17 protein-coding genes are annotated in these 22,828 nt (G+C 41.2%); 12 read left to right on the forward strand and 5 right to left on the reverse strand.

Going from position 1 to position 22,828, the window contains the following annotated elements:
* The first annotated feature begins 394 nt into the window (after positions 1 to 394).
* Complete coding sequence (locus ACYQ2C_RS17485) at positions 395 to 946, forward strand: cupin domain-containing protein (RefSeq protein WP_460047452.1); 552 nt, start codon at positions 395 to 397, stop codon at positions 944 to 946.
* 251 nt (positions 947 to 1,197) lie between these two features.
* Positions 1,198 to 2,700, forward strand: a complete 1,503-nt coding sequence (locus ACYQ2C_RS17490) for an aldehyde dehydrogenase (protein WP_460104444.1) — start codon at positions 1,198 to 1,200, stop codon at positions 2,698 to 2,700.
* A gap of 156 nt (positions 2,701 to 2,856) precedes the next feature.
* Here the strand turns inward: ACYQ2C_RS17490 and ACYQ2C_RS17495 are convergent, their stop codons facing one another.
* The 3 genes from ACYQ2C_RS17495 to ACYQ2C_RS17505 are packed head-to-tail and all read right to left on the reverse strand — an operon-like array spanning position 2,857 to position 6,487.
* Positions 2,857 to 3,858: an agmatine deiminase family protein gene (locus tag ACYQ2C_RS17495; RefSeq protein ID WP_460104446.1), complete on the reverse strand. Its 1,002-nt coding sequence runs from the start codon at positions 3,856 to 3,858 to the stop codon at positions 2,857 to 2,859.
* 13 nt (positions 3,859 to 3,871) lie between these two features.
* Positions 3,872 to 5,149, reverse strand: a complete 1,278-nt coding sequence (locus tag ACYQ2C_RS17500) for an NAD(P)/FAD-dependent oxidoreductase (protein ID WP_460104447.1) — start codon at positions 5,147 to 5,149, stop codon at positions 3,872 to 3,874.
* A 3-nt stretch (positions 5,150 to 5,152) separates the two neighbouring features.
* Positions 5,153 to 6,487 carry a glutamine synthetase family protein gene (locus tag ACYQ2C_RS17505; RefSeq protein WP_460047457.1) on the reverse strand — a complete coding sequence of 445 codons (1,335 nt, stop codon included), beginning with the start codon at positions 6,485 to 6,487 and terminating at the stop codon, positions 5,153 to 5,155.
* A 469-nt stretch (positions 6,488 to 6,956) separates the two neighbouring features.
* Between ACYQ2C_RS17505 and ACYQ2C_RS17510 the strand changes: the two genes are divergently transcribed.
* From ACYQ2C_RS17510 to ACYQ2C_RS17555, 10 genes are all read left to right on the forward strand, one after another.
* Entirely contained in the window at positions 6,957 to 7,769 is an 813-nt protein-coding gene (locus ACYQ2C_RS17510) for a gamma-glutamyl-gamma-aminobutyrate hydrolase family protein (RefSeq protein ID WP_460047458.1), read from the forward strand.
* 284 nt (positions 7,770 to 8,053) lie between these two features.
* Positions 8,054 to 9,415, forward strand: coding sequence for a glutamine synthetase family protein (locus ACYQ2C_RS17515; protein ID WP_460047459.1), 1,362 nt, complete (start codon positions 8,054 to 8,056; stop codon positions 9,413 to 9,415).
* Positions 9,416 to 9,425: 10 nt separating this feature from the next.
* Complete coding sequence (locus tag ACYQ2C_RS17520; RefSeq protein WP_460104448.1) at positions 9,426 to 10,784, forward strand: aspartate aminotransferase family protein; 1,359 nt, start codon at positions 9,426 to 9,428, stop codon at positions 10,782 to 10,784.
* 259 nt (positions 10,785 to 11,043) lie between these two features.
* Positions 11,044 to 12,150, forward strand: a complete 1,107-nt coding sequence (locus tag ACYQ2C_RS17525) for an extracellular solute-binding protein (RefSeq protein WP_460047461.1) — start codon at positions 11,044 to 11,046, stop codon at positions 12,148 to 12,150.
* Between the two features lie 66 nt (positions 12,151 to 12,216).
* Positions 12,217 to 13,374: an ABC transporter ATP-binding protein gene (locus tag ACYQ2C_RS17530; protein WP_460047462.1), complete on the forward strand. Its 1,158-nt coding sequence runs from the start codon at positions 12,217 to 12,219 to the stop codon at positions 13,372 to 13,374.
* Between the two features lie 84 nt (positions 13,375 to 13,458).
* On the forward strand, positions 13,459 to 14,358 hold the full coding sequence (locus tag ACYQ2C_RS17535; RefSeq protein ID WP_460047463.1) for an ABC transporter permease subunit: 900 nt from the start codon (positions 13,459 to 13,461) through the stop codon (positions 14,356 to 14,358).
* Complete coding sequence (locus ACYQ2C_RS17540) at positions 14,358 to 15,188, forward strand: ABC transporter permease subunit (protein WP_460047464.1); 831 nt, start codon at positions 14,358 to 14,360, stop codon at positions 15,186 to 15,188. The genes ACYQ2C_RS17535 and ACYQ2C_RS17540 overlap by 1 nt, the downstream gene beginning before the upstream one ends.
* 14 nt (positions 15,189 to 15,202) lie before the next feature.
* Complete coding sequence (aguB, locus tag ACYQ2C_RS17545; protein ID WP_460104450.1) at positions 15,203 to 16,063, forward strand: N-carbamoylputrescine amidase; 861 nt, start codon at positions 15,203 to 15,205, stop codon at positions 16,061 to 16,063.
* Between the two features lie 1,525 nt (positions 16,064 to 17,588).
* Positions 17,589 to 18,842, forward strand: coding sequence for a hypothetical protein (locus ACYQ2C_RS17550; RefSeq protein ID WP_460104451.1), 1,254 nt, complete (start codon positions 17,589 to 17,591; stop codon positions 18,840 to 18,842).
* Positions 18,843 to 18,860: 18 nt separating this feature from the next.
* Positions 18,861 to 19,877 carry a DUF6976 family protein gene (locus ACYQ2C_RS17555; RefSeq protein WP_460047467.1) on the forward strand — a complete coding sequence of 339 codons (1,017 nt, stop codon included), beginning with the start codon at positions 18,861 to 18,863 and terminating at the stop codon, positions 19,875 to 19,877.
* A 903-nt stretch (positions 19,878 to 20,780) separates the two neighbouring features.
* Here the strand turns inward: ACYQ2C_RS17555 and ACYQ2C_RS17560 are convergent.
* Both ACYQ2C_RS17560 and ACYQ2C_RS17565 read right to left on the reverse strand, forming a co-directional pair.
* Positions 20,781 to 21,626 (reverse strand): ATP-dependent Clp protease adaptor ClpS, encoded by an 846-nt coding sequence (locus ACYQ2C_RS17560; protein WP_460104453.1) that lies wholly within the window; start codon positions 21,624 to 21,626, stop codon positions 20,781 to 20,783.
* Positions 21,627 to 22,133: 507 nt separating this feature from the next.
* Positions 22,134 to 22,601, reverse strand: coding sequence for a hypothetical protein (locus ACYQ2C_RS17565; RefSeq protein WP_460104454.1), 468 nt, complete (start codon positions 22,599 to 22,601; stop codon positions 22,134 to 22,136).
* Positions 22,602 to 22,828 lie beyond the last annotated feature (227 nt).

Below are 22,828 nucleotides of genomic sequence, written 5' to 3' on the forward strand. Positions count from 1 at the left end.
TTATATTAGATTATTCATTGATAAACGGTATTCTCAAATAATAATCTAAATATTTTTAGGTTAATCAGAGGTTCCTAAGCTTTGTCATTATAAAAATAACGGATTTAAGCAGGCCTATTAACAGCTGGTGAACATTGTGTTTTGGTGATTATTTCGAGTTCTGTTGTCCTTTTAAAATGAGTGAGTAAGCACTACTGTTCGAATAAATAACTGCCTCACAATCGGTGATTTATTTTCTTAACGTGTGTTAAAAATCTTAGCAGTATTAGCAAAACTTAGGCATAATCGAACACTCTACTGAGTTGGTGTTACTTTCAAAAACTCATGTGTACAAATTAATTGGTAGCAAATTTCCCAGGGATGGCGACGAACAATATCACCACAGGAGCTATGTATGTCAATTGATGTGGGTGAGCGATTGCGTGACGTACGCAAAGCAAAAGGTATCTCTCAGCGCGAGTTAGCCAAGCGCGTTGGTGTGACCAATAGTACAATCTCCTTAATTGAGCAAAATCGTGTCAGCCCTTCTGTAGCTTCCTTAAAAAAAGTTCTTGATGGCATTCCGATGACTCTATCGGAATTTTTTACCCTAGACGTAGCTCCTATAGAGCGCTCTCATTTTTATTCGATTGATGATCAGCCCGATATCGGTCAGAATTTTCTCAATTATTATTTAATTGGGGCCAATTTTAACAATCGCAAAATGACTATGCTGCGCGAGGTGTTTGGTCCCGGTGCCGATACCGGTATAGAAATGGTTGCTCATTCTGGAGAAGAGTGCGGAGTTATTATTGCCGGCGAAGTAGAAATCACAATTGGTGAGAAGGTGCGAATTTTAAAGGCCGGTGAAGGTTATTACTTTGAAACTAAAATTCCACATCGTTTTCGCAATTTGACTGAAGAACCTGCCATTATCATTTCAGCAAGTACCCCAACAACCTTTTAGAAAGCGATATTGATGCTAATCAGGTGTTGATTCGCTCATTATTTGAGTGAAATTGCTTGCCAATTCTCGTGAGATTTCTTCGTCAATTAATCTCAAATTCTATTCAGGGTTTGCTTTTTTGTTGCACAGCCAAGTGCTAAAGTGGTTCACATTAATCTGATAACCTTGGGTCGCACTTGTTGACCGTTGATCAAATTGAGCGTCATCCTTTGCTATCGATAGAAGCGCTCTAAACAGTACGGGTAAATCGCATGTCTGAAATTAAAAATAAAGCATTTTGGCAAGAAAAAGCTCAAAGAACTGAGTTTCCTAATCAAATCATTATTAATGGCGAATTTAAATCCAGCGTTACTGGCGAAACCTTTCCCTGTGTCAGTCCCATTGATGGTCGAGTGCTAACCAATATTCCCGCCTGTAATCAAGCCGACGTAGAGCTTGCGGTAACCGCTGCTCGTAATGCCTTTGAATCGGGTTGTTGGTCGGAATTACCACCGGGCGTGCGTAAATCAAAATTATTGAAATTTGCCGATCTCATACAAAAACACGGCGACGAGTTAGCGTTACTTGAGACCCTTGATATGGGTAAACCCATTGGCGATTCTTTAGCGGTGGATATTCCTGCAACGGTGCGTTGTATTCGCTGGAATGCTGAAGCCGTCGATAAGATCTACGATGAAGTAGCTCCCACTAGCCCGAAAGAATTGGGTTTGGTAACTCGCGATCCCTTAGGTGTCGTTGCGGCTATTGTGCCGTGGAATTTTCCACTCATTATGGCGGCTTGGAAAATCGGCCCAGCTCTGGCCACAGGCAACAGCGTAATCTTAAAACCTTCAGAAAAATCACCTCTTACCGCGTTAAAACTGGGTGAGCTTGCCTTAGAGGCAGGTATTCCTGCTGGCGTATTTAATGTGATTACCGGCTTGGGCAAAGACGCCGGTGAACCTTTAGCAACGCATATGGATATCGATGGCTTGGTCTTTACCGGATCAACCGCGGTTGGTAAGCATCTGCTTGCACTGGGTGCGCAAAGCAATATGAAACGTACCTTTGTTGAGTGCGGCGGCAAGAGCCCGAACATTGTATTCCCAGATGCGCCCGATTTAGATACCGCCGCTAAAGCTAGCGCTGTTGGTATTTTCTTTAATCAGGGAGAGGTGTGTACCGCCGGTTCTCGATTATTAGTGCATAACTCCATTAAAAAAGAGTTTGTTGAAAAAGTGATTAATGCTGCTAAAACCATGCAGCCCGGCGACCCGCTCGATCCGGAGACAAGCCTTGGCGCCATGGTTGATAAGGCGCAAATGCAACGAGTTTTGAGTTACATCGAAACGGGTAAATCCGGTGGCGCGACACTTTCTTGTGGTGGTGTGCAAGCGCTTGAAAAAACCGGCGGTTTTTATATTGAACCCACTGTGTTTGATAACGTGGATAACAAAATGACCATCGCCCAAGAAGAAATCTTTGGGCCGGTATTGTCGGTAATTGGTTTTGATACCGAAGAAGAAGCCATCGCCATCGCTAACGATACCGACTACGGACTTGCCGCAGCATTATGGACAACCGACTTGGCGCGCGCGCATCGAGTATCTCGTAAATTACGAGCGGGTTCGGTATGGGTAAACTATTACGATGCCGGTGACATGACGGCACCTTTTGGTGGCTTTAAACAATCCGGTAACGGCCGAGATAAATCATTGCACGCATTAGAAAAATATACCGAGCTAAAAGCCACTTGGATGAATTTGGATTATTAATTGTCGCGAACATAAATAGTTTTTTGATTTTGTAAGTTTTAATAAATCGGGCTCTTCAAATAAAAAAACCAAGCAATATTGCTTGGTTTTTTTATACTGAGCAGAAAAATAAGTCGAATAAATTATGGCTTTATAATCTTTCGCAAATAATAAAAATTAAGCCTTTGGCTGTTGTTGTGTAATACAGTGAATATTACCACCGCCACGAACGAGAGTTCGACAATCGACTTGCACCACTTGGCGATCGGTAAAGCAATTTTGCAAAACATCGAAGGCTGCTTGGTCTGCTTCGGGTTCACCGTAAGAGGGCATAATGACGCCGCCATTTGCAATATAGAAGTTAATGTAGGATTTTCCAAGGCGAGCGTTATCTTCTAGCTCACAACTGGGTTGTTGAATACTAACGACTTCTAACGGTCTTCCTTTAGCGTCGGTTTCATTACGCAATTGCTCGATATGAGATTTTAAACGCGAGTAATTACTGTCTGTGGGATTATCGCTGTCGAGTACCACTATTTTTTGTGGTGCCACAAAACATGCGAATTGATCGACATGTCCATCAGTGTGATCGTCTGTTAATCCGTAATCAAACCAAATAATTTTTTCACAGCCGGTCGCTGCTTTTAATTTTTCTTCAACATCTTGTTGCGACAAGTTTGGATTACGATTTTTATTCAGCTGCACATTTTTGGTAACCATTAATGTGCCTTCGCCGTCGGTATGAATGGCACCGCCTTCGTTGACAAGATCACTCGATATAATGTGCAACGATAAATGTCGCAAAACATTTTGAGCGATAAATTGATCTTGTTGAAAGGGAAATTTGCCCCAGCCGTTAAACGTCCAATCAATACCTTGTAGTTCTTGGTTGTTAAAAACAAAGGTTGGGCCTGTGTCGCGCATCCAAGAGTCATTGATATCCATGGGAAGAATTTCAACGTTGTGTGACAGTAATCGACGCGCTTCTTTTACTTGGCTTGGATGAACCAGCATGGTTACCGATTCAAAATGTGCGATAGTATTGGCGATATTTGCGTAAGTATATTTTGCGTCTGTGAAGTGCTCTTGCCATAAGTCTTTAAAGCATGGCCAAGCCATCCAGCAGCGTTCGTGTTGATGCCACTCGGGTGGAAACCAAATATTGTTTGTTTGAGTCATGATTTTAGTCATTTTAAGGCAACATATCTTTCATTCTAAACCAAGCCATCGCTAGTACTAGGGCTGGTGTTCTAAACATTCTTCCACCCGGAAACGACATATGTGGAATTTTGCCAAAAACGTCAAATTTATCGGCGGTGCCGGTAATTGCATCGGCCATTAATTTTCCGGCAAGTCCGGTTGCAGCAATTCCATGACCCGAAAAGCCTTGAGCAAAAAAGATATTTTTATCGGCGCGACCAAAATGTGGTGCACGGTTCATGGTAATGGCAACGTAACCGCCCCAGGCGAAATCAATTTTGACGTCATTTAATTGTGGGAAAACATCGATCATTCTTTTGCGCATGGTGTTTTTTAAATTGGCGGGTTCCAATGTTGAATAGGAAACTCTACCGCCAAAAAGCATGCGAAAATCACTGGAACACCGGTAATAATCTAAAACGAAATTAATGTCGCAAATTCCGTAGTTATTGGTAATTAATTCTCGACACTTTTCTTCGCCCAAGGGTTCACTGGCACAGATGTAAGTGCCCACAGGCATGACCTTATTGCGAAGACCAACGCCTAATTCGGGTAAATAGGCATTGCCAGCGAGTACAACAAAGCTTGCTGTAATATCGCCTTTGGGTGTTTTAACGACTGCGGGATTGCCTTTTTTTAATTGGGTTACCGGAGAATATTCAAAAATTTCTACGCCCGCTTCTTGGGCCGCTTTGGCTAGGCCGAGCGTGTAATTTAAAGGATGCAAGTGCGCACTGTTGCTGTCGTACAGACCGGCAATGTATTTTTCACTATTCACTTCTTCGCGAGTTTTTTGTTTATCCCAAAATTCAAGTGTTTGGTAGCCGTAGTCTTTTTCTAAGGATTCTTGCCAATGACGCAAATCTTTTTCTTGTCTGGGTTTTAACGCTAGATTGGCTTGTCCTGCAACATAATCACAGTCGATTTTGTGCTTTTCGATTCTTGATCGAGTAAGGTTTAAGCCATCTAGTCCACAATCCCAAATGATTTTTGCGTTATTTTTGCCGACTAAATTTTCAATGGTTGGTTGTTCGGCGGCAAAGCCAAAAATCATTTGACCGCCACTGCGACCTGATGCGCCAAAGCCAACGTGCTCGCTTTCAAGTATGCAAACGCGTAAACCTTGTTCGGCAAGATTAAGTGCTGTAGTAAGACCTGTGATGCCTGCGCCTATAACGCAGACATCAACGGTTTTATTTTCAGTTAATTGCGGAAATTGTGTTTTCCAGTTAGCGCTGTGTTGGTACCAAGAATTATTTGTTTCGTTCATAACTTATACGGTTTGGAGGTACCACTCACATTCCAAGGGTGATACGTGTCGGTTAAAGCGGTTAATTTCCGCGTGTTTTAAAGCGGTAAATACTTGATGAAATGTTTCACCGAAATACTCACTGACCCATTGACTCTGCTCAAATATCGCTAAAGCTGCTTGCCAGTGATTTGGGTTGGTTGCTTTTGTTTGTTTATAGGCATTACCGCTAATGGCTTCTGTGCAATCTTTTTCGTCCATTAAACCTTTATGTAATCCCGCTAAAACTGCGGCGACTACTAAATAGGGGTTGGCGTCGGCCCCAGCTATTCGGTGTTCAACGCGTTTATTTTGATCATCACTAACCGGTACGCGCAAAGCCACGGTGCGGTTGTTATAACCCCAACTATTATTCAGCGCAACATAGGAATTGGGTTGAAATCGTCGGAAGGAGTTGGCGTGAGGTGAGAATAAAAGCATGGCTTCTGCCATGGTGTTTTGTAAACCTGCAATCGCCCAGCGGAGATGCCGCTCGTCTTGGGCAAAAATATTTTCACCCTTGCGATTGTATAAACTGGTGTGCACATGGGTGCCGCTGCCGGAAAACTGCCCGTAGGGTTTTGCCATAAAGGTTGCAGTGTATCCACATTGTCGAGCGACATTTTTTATTGCTCGTTTCAAGTAAATCGCGTCGTCGCAGGCTTTTAATGGGTCATCGCTGTGACTTAGATTGATCTCAAATTGTCCCGGTGAACATTCTGAAATGGCAGCTTCGGCCAAAATATTCTGCTCTTCACAGGTTTTTTGAATGGCATCAATAAATTCACCATAAGCATCAAGATCATCCATGTAATAAACTTGACTGCTTTTTTCTACCGCGCCAGTAATTGGGTTAACCGGAGCTTGAGGTTCGGTTGCGCAATCGGGAGACAGCAGATAAAACTCAAGTTCTACCGCTACAGTAGGTAGAATGTTTTGTGCTGAGAGTTTGGCGAGTAAGCGTTTTAAAACTTCTCTCGGGTTTACCGCAAAAGAGCGTCCGTCATCGTCAATCATGTCTAACAAGACTTGTGCACGTTTTGGTGCCCAAGGTACCGGAACTAAAGTTTCTAATATTGCTGGGCAGTTGTAATCGGCATCACCAATTTCAAAACCGAGGTGCGTTTCTTCGCAGGGTTCACCGCAAATGTCGGCGGCGAATAACGATGCCGGAAAAAGTACCCCCTGAGAAAATACCTTTTTTGCGTAGACTACCGGTAAACGTTTGCCGCGAATAACGCCGTTGCAATCGGGTATAAGTAGGTCTAAATATTCATAATTATTAATTAATTCATCGATTTTAAGGATTGAGTCAGACATTTGGTGCGATTCTTTTTTGTGCTTGAATTCATTAGAAATTGATAATTTTAGTTACTTGAATATAGAGAAATAACGAGCAAATTCTGTCGAATACAGAGCTGGTTTAATTCTAAAAATGTCATTTATTAGAGCGTAATGACATTTAGTGATACGTTTAGTGCACATAGGAAGTGCGCAACGTTTTGTTTTGAACCGAGTTTGCGTCAGTTCGTTAGAAAGTTGGTGTCTAATTTTAAAACAGAGACCGATTATATAGCGTTTTAGTAAAGGAAATTGCGAGTATTGGTCAAGGTTGTACGATTTGGTACAAACCTGGCTATGTGTTGATAATATTAAACACAATAAAATAGACCTGTAAACATTTAACCGCTAAGGAATTTTTCAATCAACGAAATAGTCATAAAAAATATGATGTTAATTCTCTTAAGTTCACATTTTTTGACTTGTTGAGAATTCCTTCAGGCGCTAAATGCATTTTCCTTGTGTTAATGTGTTGAATATTTTAAACGGTCTGGTTATTGTTGTTCGAGAGGTTGTTATGAGTTTTGTTATTGGTTTACCAGCATGCAGAAAACTTCTGGAGCCACACTATTTTCATTGCGTTGGGGAAAAGTATCTCAATGCGGTCACGCAAGCCCTTGGGGCTATGCCTGTTATTATTCCAGCTATCAATAATGTAAGTGTTGAGGAATATTTATCATTAGTTGACGGTATTGTTCTAACAGGAAGTTATTCGAACGTAGAGCCAAAGCACTACAGTGATGAACAGCCTTTTGACTCGAGTCTTGTTGATCAGGCTCGTGATCAATTAACGTTGTCTCTAATTAAAAGTGCTTACGATCGTGGTGTTCCTATCTTTGGTATCTGTCGCGGTTTTCAAGAAATAAATGTCGCGCTGGGTGGTTCGCTTTATCAACAAGTTCACCACACTCCGGGTTTTAACGATCATCGAGAAGACAAAACCTTAACATTGGCTGAGCAATATGCTTTCAGTCATAAAATTTCTCTTCAAGATGGTGGCGTTTTATCAGATATTTGGCATGAGCCAATGGTCGATGTGAATTCTTTGCATGGGCAGGGCGTTAAAGAGTTGTCAAATTTATTGCGAGTCGAAGCTCGTGCAGAAGATGGTTTAATTGAAGCGTTCAGTGCGCCAGGCAAGCCTGTGCTGGGTGTGCAGTGGCATCCAGAATGGTTAGTAACCGAAACGCCTTTTTATCGAGCTATTTTTTCTTGGTTTCGCTCACAATGTTTAGAATATCGAAAAACTAAACTCGGTTAATGATTTAAATTTTTTTAATTGTTGATAAAAGTATTTGATTGTTAATGTTTTTAGATGTGACTCTTTCGTTATGAAAAACTGAGTAATAAAAAAATAGCAATTTAAAAATTTATCGTAAGTAACGTATTTTTGATGTTGTTCGAGTAATTAGAACGATTTTTACCATTGAATTGGTCTTTATATTTTTTGATTGAAAACGACTGTTTTAGCTTTCAATATAAATATAAGTGAACTTATTGTTTCAAATTTTTAACCGGCTTATGACGGTAATAATTGGTTAGTACATGATAAATAGCGAAGCAGAATTAAAACTTTGGCTGCAAGAGAATAGAATTACAGAAATTGAAGCTCTGGTTCCGGATATGACCGGAAACGCACGGGGCAAAATTTTACCGGCCAGCAAATATTTAAATAGCGAAGGCACACGTTTGCCTGAAGCCATATTTATTCAGACGGTCACCGGCGATTGGCCCGACGATGACGCTATCGAAGGCCTTGTCCATCCGGCAGATATTGATCTTTATCTGCGTCCCGATCCGGCGACCACTCGTATGGTGCCCTGGGTTGATGAACCAACGGCACAAATCATTCACGACTGCTTTGATGCTAAGGGCAATCCGCATCCTTTAGCGCCGCGAAATGTATTAAAACGTGTTTTAGCACTGTATGAGGCAGAAGGCTTACAGCCCATTGTTGCTCCAGAGCTAGAGTTCTATTTGGTGCAAAAAAATACCGACGCTGATTTTCCACTACAGCCGCCGATTGGTCGCTCGGGACGTCCCGAGCGTGCGCGCCAATCTTATTCGATCGACGCGGTGAATGAATTCGATCCGCTGTTTGAAGAGATGTACGATTTTTGTGACGCTATGGAATTAGACGTAGATACGCTAATTCATGAGTCCGGCGCTGCACAAATGGAGGTGAACTTTGAACACGGTGATCCGTTGTCCAGAGCCGATCAAGTATTTCTTTTTAAGCGCACCATTCGTGAAGTCGCTCTGCGTCATGATGTTTATGCAACATTTCTTGCTAAGCCTATGCAGAATGAGCCAGGTAGCTCAATGCATATTCATCAGTCGTTGATAGATGTTAAAACCAAAGCAAACGTGTTTAGCGCCGGTAGTGAAGGGCAGCTCAGCGAGCTGTTTATGAATTATCTAGGCGGTTTGCAGCAGCATACGCCCGATGCCATGTTGTTTTACGCTCCAAACGTAAACTCATATCGTCGAATCTTATTTGGCGATGCTGCGCCGAATAATACCCATTGGGGTTTTGATAATCGCACCGCAGGTTTGCGCGTACCTATTTCTACGCCAGAATCCACACGGGTTGAAGCACGCTTTGCCGGTGCAGACGTTAACCCTTATCTGGCTATCGCAGCCAGTTTAGCCAGCGGTTATTTAGGCATAAAACATAAATTAGCATCGGCAGATCCCATTCAGGGCGATGCGTACGAATTACCTTCTTCGAATGTTCCGAAATCACTGGAGCATTCTCTCAGTCGATTACAGGAGCCCAATCCTTTAACCGATATTCTAGGGCGCGATTTTGTCCGCGCTTATTCAGCGATTAAACATAAAGAGTACGAAACTTTTTTCCAAGTAATCAGTTCTTGGGAGCGAGAGTATTTGCTACTCAACGTATAGGTAACCCAGAATGACAACCACAGCCGAACTCCAAGCGCTAGATGCGCAACACCATTTGCATCCATTTACCGATCATGGTGATCTTGCCAAAAAAGGGACGCGCGTTATCGATCGTGCTGAAGGCGTATTTTTGTATGATTCCGAAGGCAATAAAATTCTTGATGGTATGGCAGGTCTTTGGTGCGTAAATGTTGGTTATGGAAGAGAAGAGCTGATTAACGCAGCCACTCAACAAATGCGCCAGCTGCCTTATTACAACAGCTTTTTTCAATGCACGACGCCGCCGACCATCGAATTAGCAAGACAGTTAAGTGAGCTTGCGCCCGCGCACATTAATCACGTATTTTTCACAGGTTCTGGATCTGAATCCAACGATACAATTTTCCGTTTAGTTCGCCATTTTTGGGCATGTAAAGGGAAACCTGAGAAAAAAGTCATAATCGCCAGAAATAATGCGTATCACGGTTCAACTGTTGCCGGTGCGAGTTTAGGCGGAATGAAGCCTATGCACGAGCAAGGTGATCTTCCCGTGCCGGGTATTGAGCGCATCAACCAACCCTATTGGTTTGGCGAAGGCTTTGATGAAGATCCCAACGCATTTGGATTAAGAGTTGCTCAAGAACTGGAAGCAAAAATAAAAGCCATTGGCGAAGATAAGGTCGCAGCTTTTATTGCCGAACCCATCCAAGGCGCTGGCGGTGTTGTTATTCCACCAGAAACTTATTGGCCGGAAATTCAACGTATTTGCGATGCCTATGAAATTCTTTTAGTGGCCGATGAGGTTATCTGTGGTTTTGGTCGAACCGGCGAATGGTTTGGCAGCGATTATTTCGGAATTAAACCCGATTTAATGGCGATTGCAAAAGGTCTCTCCAGCGGTTATTTGCCCATCGGTGGTGTTTTAGTTGCCGATCACATTGCAGAAACATTAAAAAGTAGCGGCGAAGAGTTTTACCACGGTTTTACCTATTCCGGTCACCCAACTGCGGCGGCGGTTGCGAGTGCAAACTTAAAAATATTAAAAGATGAAGGCATTGTTGAGCGCGTTAAAAATGAACTAGCGCCTTATTTTGCCGACAAACTGAAACAGCTAGCCGATCACGAACTTGTCGGTGAGGTAAGAACCCTAGGTTTACTGGGTGCTATTGAGTTAATGAAAGATAAATCAAAGCACGAGTTTTTTGAAAACAAAGGCGCTGTCGGAACCTTGTGCCGCGACATCAGTGTTGGTAATGGTTTAGTCATGCGCGGTGTTGGTTCAACAATGATTTTGAGCCCACCGTTGGTCATTAAAAAAGAAGAAATCGATTTGTTGGTTGAACGTGTTCGCAAGTCACTCGATGATTTGGCGATACGATTAAAAGCCTAGTTTTAAAACTCATACCAAGTTATTAAGTTTTTAATCTAATGGGCGCTCTTTTGAAAAAAGATAAACTTTTTTCAAATTATTACCGGGCGTTGCGTAGACAGAATATATAGAAATCGTAAACTGCAACTCGGACTTTTAAACATTGGTTCTTAATAAGTCTTTTTCCAAGGATGGTTGTTTCCTCTAATGTTGAGGTAGATTGAAATTTCATCTTCGCTCTTGGTCGAAGATCTTTAAACATCCTGAAGGGGGTTATTGAATGAAATCGAAGCAAACAACTTTAGCTGTATTCGCACTAGCAGGGTTGCTCGCCAGCACCAATGCATTGGCAGAGAAAGTCGTAAAAGTTTACAACTGGAGCGATTATATTGGTGCGGATGTTATTGAAAAGTTTGAAGCAGAAACTGGCATCAAAGTGACCTACGATGTGTTTGATTCAAACGAAGTACTTGAAGGCAAGTTGTTAGCAGGCCGCACTGGCTATGACGTAGTTGTGCCTACCATCGATTTTATGTCGCGCCAAATTCAAGCCGGCGTTTTTCTACCATTAGATAAGTCAAAGCTATCTAACTTCAGTGGTCTTGACGCATCATTCATGGAAAACCTCTCTAAACTAGACCCAGGCAATAAGTACGGTATCCCTTACATGTGGGGTACCACTGGAATCGGCTTTAACGAAGCTAAAGTTAAAGAAGTTTTAGGTGAAGACGTACCTTTAGATTCTTGGGATCTGATCTTTAAAAAAGAAAACCTAGAAAAACTGAGCAAATGTGGGGTTGCATTCTTGGATGCGCCAACAGAGGTTTATGCCGCTGCTTTACACTATTTAGGTAAAGATCCAAACTCGGAAGATATTAAAGATTACCAAGGCAGCGCACCTGCAAAAGAGTTACTCAAATCTTTAGCGCCATCGGTGACCTATTTCCATTCATCTAAATACATTGACGATTTAGCCGGTGGTGAAATTTGCGTTAGCTTAGGTTGGTCTGGTGATATCGCTCAAGCACAGGCCGATGCTGCGGAAGCCGATAACGGTATAGAAATTAGTTACATCATTCCAAAAGAAGGTGCTCTTCTTTGGGTTGATATGTTTGGTATTCCAAAAGACGCCGAAAACGTCGAGGAGGCTCACGCGTTTTTGAACTTCCTAATGAAGCCAGAAATCGCCGCTGAAAACACCAACGAAATTTGGTATCCAAATCCAGTAACCGCATCATTAGAATTTGTTGACGAAGAAATTAAGTCTGACGAATCTATTTATCCACCTGCTGATGTGAAGGCTAAGTTGTATACCGCAACCGTTAAGCCCGCCAAAATCGATCGCGTATTAAATCGTGCTTGGACCGAAATTAAAACCGGTCAATAACCCTTCCCTTTGAAAGTCGCTCCTGCATTTGCAGGAGCATTCTGCGAATTTGTCTGAGTGTATGCTGTGAATACCGCTGAAAATCACAATGTTGGAAAAACCGTCTCCGCAAATCCTGATCAAATTTTAAATGCCGATGAGGAATACTTAACGATACGTAAAGTTAGCAAACAATTTGGTGATTTTACTGCGGTTAACTCTGTTGATTTAACCATAAAAAAAGGCGAAATCTTTGCCTTGTTAGGTGCTTCTGGCTGTGGAAAGTCAACACTATTAAGAATGCTGGCTGGTTTTGAAACACCAACCTCGGGCGATATTATTTTGCAAGGTGAGCGAATTAACGATCGCGAACCCTTCGAACGTCCAATCAATATGATGTTTCAGTCGTACGCGTTATTTCCACACATGACGGTTGAGCAAAATTTAGCGTTTGGTTTAAAGCAAGATAAACTCGATAAATCGCAAATTGCCGAAAAAGTAACTAACATGCTTAACCTTGTGCAAATGCAGCATTTGCGCAAACGTCGACCCCATCAATTATCCGGTGGCCAACAACAGCGTGTTGCACTCGCACGTTCGTTAATTAAAAGCCCTAAATTATTGTTGCTCGATGAACCCATGGGTGCATTGGACAAGAAACTGCGCGCACGTATGCAGTTAGAAATTGCCAACATTATTGATAGTTTAGGCGTTACTTGCGTCATGGTGACGCACGATCAAGAAGAAGCCATGACCATGGCCGATCGCATTGCCATTATGGATGCTGGCGAAATTTGCCAAGTTGGCACTCCTAGCGAAATTTATGAACAGCCCAACAGCCAATTTACGGCAGAATTTATTGGTTCTGTAAATATATTAAAAGGCGCCGTTAAAGACGACGAACCTAGCTACGTAACGATTACCAGCGATGATTGCGAGACTGAAATTTACATCGGTCATGGCATTACCTGCTTTGTGGGTCAAGAAGTCGCTGTAGCCTTACGCCCAGAAAAAATTTCCATATCAAAAACTAAACCCGATCAACAATACAACTGCATAAGCGGTGTAGTTAAAGACATTGCTTATTTTGGTTCGCACTCGGTTTATCACGTGCGGACTCCCTCGGGAAAAACCATTTCTGTTACTGAAATGAACGACATTCGATGGGCCGGTGATCGGCTCACATGGGACGACCCAGTGTGGGTTTATTGGGATGACAACGCAAGCGTTGTTTTGACCGAATAATTTTTCTAAAACGATTTGTATTCCGTAGGGCTAACTATCGGTTGATCGTTTTGGCTAATCTGCAATTCCCCAAAAAGAGATATCATGAAAGATTTCCAATGGCGACGTTTTAAAAAATGGTGGTTAATTTTTCCACCCTATGCATGGTTAATATTATTTTTTGCCGTGCCATTTTTAATTATTTTAAAAATATCTTTTTCTGAGGCGGCAATTGCACAGCCTCCTTACACGGCTATTTTTGAATACGCCAACGAAAAGCTCGTCATTAATTTAAACTTTGGCAACTATCTTTGGTTGTTCACCGATACTCTGTATCTGAATGCGTATTTAAGCTCTCTAAAAATAGCAGCCATCTCAACCACCTTATGTTTGGCCATTGGTTATCCAATTGCTTACGGCATTGCCAGAATGCAAGGTTCCATTCAAAACCTGTGTTTAATGCTGATTATTTTGCCGTCTTGGACGAGCTTTTTAATTCGTATTTACGCGTGGATGGGAATTTTAAGAAACAACGGCATTATTAATAATGTCTTAATCAGCTTAGGTTTTGTTGATGAGCCTATCCGATTGTTAAATACCGAGTTCGCGGTTTACATTGGTATCGTTTATACCTATTTACCGTTTATGGTTTTGCCACTGTACGCCAACCTAGTAAAACTCGATTCGCGTTTGCTAGAAGCGTCAGCGGACCTCGGTGCTGGCCCTATCCGAAGTTTCTTCTCAATTACGTTGCCATTGTCTCGTGGCGGAATTATTGCCGGTTCCATGTTGGTCTTTATTCCGGCGGTCGGTGAGTTCGTTATTCCGGAATTGTTGGGCGGTGCAGAAATTCTGATGATAGGTAAAGTGTTGTGGGGTGAATTCTTCGGCAACCGAGATTGGCCGGTGGCATCTGCTGTGGCAACCATCATGTTGCTATTACTGCTAATACCTATAGCGTTGTTCCATCGATACCAATTTAGAGAATTGGAGGAGAAATCCTGATGGCGAACGTATCAAAGTTTACTAAGATTGTGCTCGGGTTTGGATTTTTCTTCCTTTATGCACCGATGCTGGTTCTGATTATTTATTCCTTTAACAGTTCTGAGCGCGTCAACATTTGGGCTGATTTCTCTTTTAAGTGGTACGTCGAACTATTTCGCGACGACGCGATTATGTCTGCGGTTTGGGTTAGCTTAAAGTTAGCGTTTTTCTCAGCGTCGGCCGCGGTGATACTGGGTACTTTGGCAGCATTGGTATTGGCAAGGGCGGGTAAGTTTACCGGTAAAACGGTATTTGGCAGCCTAGTAACGGCACCGTTGGTTATGCCAGAGGTTATTACCGGTCTGTCATTATTGCTTCTATTTGTGGCTATGGTTAATAGCTTTGGCTGGCCGCAAGAGCGTGGTTTCCTGACCATTTGGATTGCCCACGTCACATTCTGCATGGCTTACGTTACCGTGGTGGTTTCGTCACGCTTGGCTGAAATGGATCGATCCCTAGAAGAAGCCGCAATGGACTTGGGCGCTAATAAGATTAAGACATTTATCTTTATTACCTTGCCGATCATTTTACCGGCCTTGGTATCTGGATGGTTGTTGGCATTTACTCTTTCGTTGGATGACTTGGTAATTGCAAGCTTTGTTTCTGGGCCATCGTCTACCACGTTACCGATGATTGTTTTCTCGTCGGTGCGCTTGGGTTTAAGTCCAAAAATCAATGCTCTTGCTACGATAATGATTCTGACCGTACTAACGGCAGCATTTGCAGCCTACTATATTTCTTCGCGCGAAGAACGTACGCGCCGACAAGGCGAACTGATAAACGAAGACTAAGGCCAATAATACCTATGGTTACAGTAGCAGCCACGCAATTTGCGTGTTCATGGAATCTTGACGAGAACCTTGCAACCGCAGAGAGTTTAGTCCGTTCTGCCGCAGCGCAGGGCACCAATATTATTTTGCTGCAAGAATTGTTTGCAGCGCCGTATTTTTGTAAAGACCAAGATCCCAAACACTTTGAGTTAGCCACACCTTTTACCAACAACAATTTACTCAGTCACTTTAGTGCACTTGCTAAAGAACTGAGCGTGGTGTTGCCGATCAGTTATTTCGAAAAAGACAGCCAATGCTATTTTAACTCGCTGGCAGTAATCGATGCCGACGGTGTTGTACTTGATAACTACCGTAAAGCGCATATTCCAGACGGCCCCGGCTACCAAGAAAAATTTTACTTCTCCCCCGGTGATACGCCATTCAAAGTTTGGTCAACAAAATTTGGTCGAATTGGTGTGGCGATTTGTTGGGACCAATGGTTTCCAGAAGCGGCACGTGCCATGGTTTTGCAAGGCGCCGAGATATTGTTTTATCCAACAGCCATTGGCAGCGAGCCGCAAGATCACAGTATTGATTCAAAAGATCATTGGCAGCGAGCCATGCAAGGCCATTCGGCTTCCAACATGGTTCCCGTTGTTGCATCAAACAGAATTGGTGTTGAGCAAGGCGAGAGTTGCTCAATTACTTTTTATGGTTCTTCTTTTATCAGTGATAACACCGGAGCAATTTTACAAGAAGCCAGTCGCGATCAGCAGGAAATTATACTCTCAACCCTTGACCTAAACGCGTTCGCTCAGCAGCGTCGAGCTTGGGGATTGTTTCGTGACCGTCGACCAGAGCTGTACGGCCCTCTAACACAGTTAACGCCACATTGATTTTCAGTCAGATCCTCCGGCTAATGCAGCTCAGGCTTAAACGGAGGATTGCCACTAGCACTCTGATTTGTTATTCCCACAAGTGTTTAATTATTTCTTGTTCTCAAAACTAAGCACGCGTAAATTTCCTTTTATGAGTTTTGAATTCCTCAGTTTTGAATTCGTCTGAATCCCTCGCCGTTATCCCTTCGATCTTTTTAAATACGTTTTACCTGTAAATATTGTCAGGTAATTTCCACGAATTTTCTTAAATTACTTTTTATTAGAATATTCCCATTAAAAACTCCTAGAGATTTTAAAATTTTCGGGAACATCATTTGGGTTTTACCGCATGAAAATCTTAATGTTTCGTATGTTGTTAATTTTGTAAAATAAAAAATTATTCTTCGCACTTGCTCTTGCAACAGAGTTAAAACCGCTAATCTTCAACGAAAAAATTCTATTATTAAAGAACCCTTTGATTAACTCTGTCGTCAATTAGCTGCTCTATAGAAACAAAAACTCGACACCAAATTTTTTACAATTCCAAGTGCTGGCAGAAATTAAAAACAGCGACACGTTATCGTAGTGTTAAAAACTTTGGGTTAGTCAGAGGTTCCTAAAAATAAGATATTAAAAATAATTATTGTTTAACCCATTGAATGTCAACTTAAGTGCCCAACGATCCAAGTAGGATTATCCCCAATAAAAATACAAAGCAGATCATTAATAGTTGGGAATCTGTTTTATCGGATTATTTTGCTAAAGCGTAAATACGTCGATTTAGTAAAAAAAGAAGGTTAAATAAGTATTAGAAAAACCTGACAAGTCAATCAAACTAGACGTAGATCACAGAACTTGCATTTAAACAATTAATTAACCCGATTGATTTTTGGGCAAATTATCACTAATAAATAAAGCTTCAATTTTTATTTTTAATAAATAGGCAATAAGTTTTTCATATTTTATGATGTTAAGTTGATCAAAGAAAACTCGAATTGTCTTTTTAGATCAAAAATCCGAAAATTTGAAACATTTCTCAACTCTGAAATTGACTGACGCCTAAATCTAAAATGTGGCGCTTTAAACATTAATTTATGATAACTCCTTCGCAATAGCGACAGTTTAATTTCTATACCTCATATATTTTTGGGTATTTTCCTAAATTTGTTATATTGGACGAACTTTGTTCAAGATCGTTTATAATTGCGATCAGCGAAATTAGCCATACACGTATTCTAAGTAATGACATTTATTTACAAAATTGGAAAATAAATTCTCGTTGGTGGAAAGAATATCCGTATAGAATTTATTAATTAAAAAATCATAAAACCGTACTTTTTTTCCGATGTTTTGTTTTTTCTAGCAAATTGACAATATCAAGACTTTTCTGGTCTTATGTCTTCCTGTTTGAAGAATCCATTTCTTTTAGGACAAAATTTGAGAATTCTCAAACCGTTGTCGTCTTCGTATTTTTTGTACCGGAAATAAATTTAACTAATTGGATATGGACATACACGTCTAAAGTATTTTTCAGGGGTACTCCATGGACCGAAAGGATCTCCGTGACCTAGAACTCGCGCTAGGTATACAAACGCCGTGGTTTATAAAAGCGGCCAGATTTAATGAATCTGAACGTTGCTACGATATTGCACTGGATACGGGAGATAAAAAGCTTTTAACTACTTTCTTTTCCAGCAATAAAAAGATTAGTAGCGAAGAAGATTTAGTGACTGGGCGTTGGCGCTACGCTAACGTTGGTAATTGCCCAGTGTACGTTCACGCTAATGTGCCTAAGTTGGCTGCTGCCGAAGGTGGCTTCATTACTCGTGATGTCTTAAATCGAGCAGCTTTTTTAGGCGATCCCACGCGCAACTATTCTAATCTGGTGCGTCAACAAGTTGCTCTTGCCTTGGTAAAAGGTCTTGATGCCAGCGTCATTTCTAGTTTTTTGGGAATTAACGAATCAATGGTTCAGTTGATTTCTGAAGATATCAAGAGATCGACCGCGGTAAATCATCAGCTTTTTTACGTTCCTACTGAGGTGGATCGCGTTTGGGAAAATGTGTTGAAAAACCAACTGCCCATTCGAACGCAATTGCTACCGTTAAAGTTTTTACTCAGCCGTTTAACCTTATTGGCTGCTAAATCTAACAGTGGCTCGACGCTATTAAGTTTGGCAGTTGAACTTCGTAAATTCTTTATCGAGAATCACAACCAGCTGCAAAGTGAAATAGAACAATTGTGCGGTGTGAACAGTGATCGATTGCGTACACAGGTTCGACAAAATACCAGCAAACAGCGTTTAATTTTACCGGCGGCAAAAAGCCCAGTTTGGTTAGAGCTACTAAGCGGAACCATAAATCTTAATTCTGGAAGTGTACCGTTAAATCTGTTGATATCGCGTCAACGCAGTGTTTTTGTACAAGGTAAAACCGAGTCTGAAAAGCTTCAATCGATCGATACAATTCGCGAGTACTTCCGCAAAAATTATCGCAGTTTGATTCAGGAGTTGGTGCTACTAAATAAGTGGCTTAACACACCAAGATCAAGCGAGCTATCATTGCCGGAAGCCGAACATCAGGTTTGGCAGAAAATTTTAGAGAATGAAAATTTCATTCCAAGCGAACATATGGCTTATCGGCTATTACTCGCTAAACTACGCGCACAGGTTATGACAAAACCTGATCCGGTAATAAAATTGCAAGCGGCGCGACGTATAAGAGATTTCTTGGGTCAAAATCAGAAAACTATGCGCCAAGAAGTTGGAGTTTTGATGAAGCAGGCAGCTGCGGTATAAGCTGATTTGGAGATACAGATGGCTGATGAAGGATTGGTAACGTTTTTAAATAAAATGGCAACTCGCGAAGAAGTTGTCGAAATGATCGCAGCAGGCGATTACATGGTTTTAGCGGGTGATGAAAACGTTCTCGAAGGTCTGCCATCAGGCAATTGGATAGCTGGAACAATTCCTTATTTTATGGCCAACGACGGTGGCCGCGTAGACGAAGAAATGCTGCATGTCAGCGTTATTAGTGGTTTTCCCTCTAATGCTCGTCCACATTTAACGCTTTACGATGTAAATTCTGTTTCGCGAATCGCAAAAGAAGCGCCCGAGCATGGTTTCACGCTGTTGATTCTGCCGGGTGAGTCGAGTGTTCACATGGAATATGCCCAGCATGCTCCTGATTACCAGAACATGTACTTCTCGCCCATTATTGGTTGGGTGAGCGGCTTTCGTGTAGACCAAATGGGTGAGCGTTCTGCGAAGGTAGGTTTTGGCCCAGCATCGGGCATGCTCAGCGATGCGCAGGCCGTAGCAATGCACGTGCATCTACCAGAAGAGCAAACTGCGCAAATTAAAACCGTTAACTTGTTTGAGCAGGGTGACGGCCCGGTTATCAAATTTAAACAAACTGGTTTTGAAGTTAACAGTTGTGAGGTTAATGGCGATACTTGGAATTTTGCCGAGTATGTAACCGAAAACCACATTGATGTGCGCTGGCCGCTGGTTGCTGACTACTCAGGCGTGTTGGTAAACGTGGCTATTTTGGATGTAAGCCGCGAAGACGCGAAATTTTATGCGCCGGTTTTTCCAGACGTAGAATATAAATTTGCGCGCCCGGTTGAAGATTATATTACCGAGTTTGATAAAGCACTGGGTCGTACCGACACCACAAACATAGCGTTCTCGTGTAACAGTATCTGGAACCTATTGTATTGCGACCTAGAAGGTAAAAAGACTGCCGATTTAACCGGCCCTATGGCATTCGGTGAAATCGCCTATCAGCTTCTTACCCAAACGCTGGTTTATCTAACACTAGAAAAAGTTTAGTTGTAAAAATCGGAAAGAACCCCTCTTACTTGTCACTGCTTTGATTGACAAGATTTCAAGCCGGCCTAGGTCGGCTTTTCTTTTTATAAACCTCCGCTCGGGGTTTACATCGAGAGCTAAGACCTCGAAAACATTGTCGTTAACTCTATATACAATCCGACGATGACAACTCGATATCTATATAAATCTTCGCAGTCAGATAACAAAATTGCACCATTTAACCTTGGATTTTCTGCGATTTCATCTAACGTAGCAATAACTCAGGGTCTAATTTGTGGGTGCAATTTTTTAACGTCTTTTTTGGCTCCTCGATGGAGAACAACGTTATATATTATCTTCTGTTTCCCTTTTCAGATATTCCCAACTCCTTTTTGAAATCACGTAGATTTTGTGCTCCGTCCATATCACCAGATCGTAAGTTAACCTCTTCAATATTTTGCTGAGCGTCCAGATGATCTAAAAACTAATCATATTGTTCGGATGTTAATGTTGCTCCAACTTGCTGGTCGTAGGATGTTAGAACAATCTCTGTTTTTGATGTTTAAGCGATTTTACAAATTCTAATATCGTTTCGGTATTGTTGATATCCGTTTCAATATATTCATCCTCGCTCATTTTCGTTTTCTTCGTTAGTAATTAGAATGTTGAGTTAAAACCGAAGGGATTGCAGAAAACCCATTGCAAAAAACCGTTGCAAAAAAAATGATTTGCAAAGTTATCTCGCCTCATAATTATTTCTGTTATTGAGTGCGCAATAGGTCAATGGATTTCGGATTTAACGGATTAGCTAGATATTCTTTTGGTATCATGCAGCACTTTATTTTCTGTAACTGAAGACATCACGCAACAATCAATATCAACCAGGATTTATGTCACTCGCTAGGTCTTTAAAGCGACATTTTTTTAAAGAGATGTTAAAACATTGCATTTAAAAGGAAATCCATTCTTTGTTGCTTCGTTTTTAATTTGCTCGGTTATTTTTATGGCCACTTCAGTGTCAAACCAGCCGATCTTAACGCTGCCATTCTTGTGAATATCTAACATTGTGCTCGCAGAACAAAAATCATCCAGATATAAATACGTTTTCAAGATATCTACAACAAAATCCATTTCGGTTACATCGTCATTAAAAAATTCAATTTGTGCCTTGTTGGAGTTGCTTCTCTCTTTGGGTTTGCTAGAAATATCAAACAGAGGTTTTTCTAAATTAAATCTCTTGATTTTCGAAATAGACCTTTTGAATTTTAACATCGTTAAAAATTTTTTTACGTCACAGTCCAGTCCAAGTTCTTTGACTTCTGCTGGAAAACAATTTAATACGCCGACTATTAGTGAGGTCCATCCGAATATAAGCAAGAGGCGATTGTCAGAAATTAGGTAGTGGTAAAGTATAAAAGTCAGACCAATAAAAATATTAGCCAAAACTCCACTGGCTATTATGGCGACTTCTTTCCCCCATGTGGTCTTATTAATTTCTCGCTCATAGGCAACAAAGCCGGAAAATATATTTTTTTGTAGGCTTATTGTGTATTTATTCTCACATCGCTTTATGCTTATTGGATACACTGAAAACTCAATGACCTTGTGGCCTGCCATCAAAACTGCGACTAGGTGGCCAATCTCATGAATAAGAATAGCGAGTAAAAAGCTAATAACATGTAAAATAATTACTTGCATAAACGTTATGGTTCCACCCTGAGGTGCACAAAGCAGCGTGTTATTTAATGGTGAGCCCAAGGCAGAAATCAAGTTTTGCCTGATGTTTAAACGGCTTGTTGTACATGCTAAGCATCGTTAAAACTGAGCGGTGCCAGTTAAATTACTTTGCATAAAAAAGCAGAGTAATGACAACGAAATTTACCACGTTTTTACGCAAATAAAGAAGGCAAGCAGAAGGTAATTAATGAAATTTTAAGGGTTGGAGTGATTGTGCGGCGATAATTTAATGCTTTAGTTTACTAAATTTTAACGTCTTAATAATGGTAATTTTAGACATTGATAGATAATTTTCTTAAAGCGAAAAAATCCTGCTGGGACAATAATATTGTAGTTCAGGAATCTTTGATCAAATCAGGAATGAGTTAAGCAGTGATTCTTTTAGTAAAATCAAAATAAAACGCGGAGAAATTTAGTCTTTGTAGTTGAATCAATTTTGCAGTGAGACAAGCAAAACAGGTATGAGATGTAATTTATGACTATTGGTGTAGCTAAATCGGATTCTGGAATAGTATGCTCATCAAATTTTATTTCAGCTCGTTAGGCTCCTCGACCGTACCGCACGGTATTTCCATTTTTTGAATATGGGAGGACTAATAATTCTGCAAAGTACTCTTTATCAGGCTTTCCGTCAAAGTCCCAACTTATGTATGTGCTCCCACCGTAAATACAGAAGACTTTATTTTCTTTTAGATTAACTTCTATTTGATCGCATGGATTGTAAGGCGGGGCGACCCAATAAATATTACGGTGATTATCGTAAGCAACTGCAAATATAAAGAAGTCATCTTCGGTTATTCGGGTTATGAAAACATCCGCAGGAAAAGCTATATCAGGGGTTTTCTTGGTTTCCCCAACGTTAATCCAGTTAGTTTTGAATGATGGTACGTTAGCGTTAGCTTCGTATGAAGGATTCATAGAAGCTACAAAAGGATAAGCAGTAAAAATAGCCCCAAGGGTGCATAAAGCTAGTAGAGAATATTTCAAAAAGGTTCGTATGTTTCTCATGGGCCTAACCCCGCCATTTGCGGAAAATTTGTTTTTATGATTTCTTCAAAGGTAGCAATTTTACCCACAATAGAGCTAAAAATATGGATATAAAGGCAGGCACTATAAATATGGAGCTTACGAATTTGTATCCCAACAAAGATAGCGCCCTGTAGTGGTCAATTATTTTCATACCACCCTGTAGGAGGTTTTTATCATTTAAATGCTTTCTCAACTTCAGCTGGTGT

The sequence above is a fragment of the Sessilibacter sp. MAH3 genome (assembly GCF_054658275.1).

Bases quoted from the DNA above. Each gene is read 5' to 3' on its own strand.
- ACYQ2C_RS17525 (WP_460047461.1), top strand. From the start codon at position 11,044: ATGAAATCGAAGCAAACAACTTTAGCTGTATTCGCACTAGCAGGGTTG.
- ACYQ2C_RS17565 (WP_460104454.1), bottom strand. From the start codon at position 22,601: ATGAGAAACATACGAACCTTTTTGAAATATTCTCTACTAGCTTTATGC.
- ACYQ2C_RS17520 (WP_460104448.1), top strand. From the start codon at position 9,426: ATGACAACCACAGCCGAACTCCAAGCGCTAGATGCGCAACACCATTTG.
- ACYQ2C_RS17495 (WP_460104446.1), bottom strand. From the start codon at position 3,858: ATGACTCAAACAAACAATATTTGGTTTCCACCCGAGTGGCATCAACAC.
- aguB (WP_460104450.1), top strand. From the start codon at position 15,203: ATGGTTACAGTAGCAGCCACGCAATTTGCGTGTTCATGGAATCTTGAC.
- ACYQ2C_RS17535 (WP_460047463.1), top strand. From the start codon at position 13,459: ATGAAAGATTTCCAATGGCGACGTTTTAAAAAATGGTGGTTAATTTTT.
- ACYQ2C_RS17490 (WP_460104444.1), top strand. From the start codon at position 1,198: ATGTCTGAAATTAAAAATAAAGCATTTTGGCAAGAAAAAGCTCAAAGA.
- ACYQ2C_RS17555 (WP_460047467.1), top strand. From the start codon at position 18,861: ATGGCTGATGAAGGATTGGTAACGTTTTTAAATAAAATGGCAACTCGC.
- ACYQ2C_RS17485 (WP_460047452.1), top strand. From the start codon at position 395: ATGTCAATTGATGTGGGTGAGCGATTGCGTGACGTACGCAAAGCAAAA.
- ACYQ2C_RS17550 (WP_460104451.1), top strand. From the start codon at position 17,589: ATGGACCGAAAGGATCTCCGTGACCTAGAACTCGCGCTAGGTATACAA.
- ACYQ2C_RS17500 (WP_460104447.1), bottom strand. From the start codon at position 5,149: ATGAACGAAACAAATAATTCTTGGTACCAACACAGCGCTAACTGGAAA.
- ACYQ2C_RS17510 (WP_460047458.1), top strand. From the start codon at position 6,957: ATGCATTTTCCTTGTGTTAATGTGTTGAATATTTTAAACGGTCTGGTT.
- ACYQ2C_RS17540 (WP_460047464.1), top strand. From the start codon at position 14,358: ATGGCGAACGTATCAAAGTTTACTAAGATTGTGCTCGGGTTTGGATTT.
- ACYQ2C_RS17515 (WP_460047459.1), top strand. From the start codon at position 8,054: ATGATAAATAGCGAAGCAGAATTAAAACTTTGGCTGCAAGAGAATAGA.
- ACYQ2C_RS17505 (WP_460047457.1), bottom strand. From the start codon at position 6,487: ATGTCTGACTCAATCCTTAAAATCGATGAATTAATTAATAATTATGAA.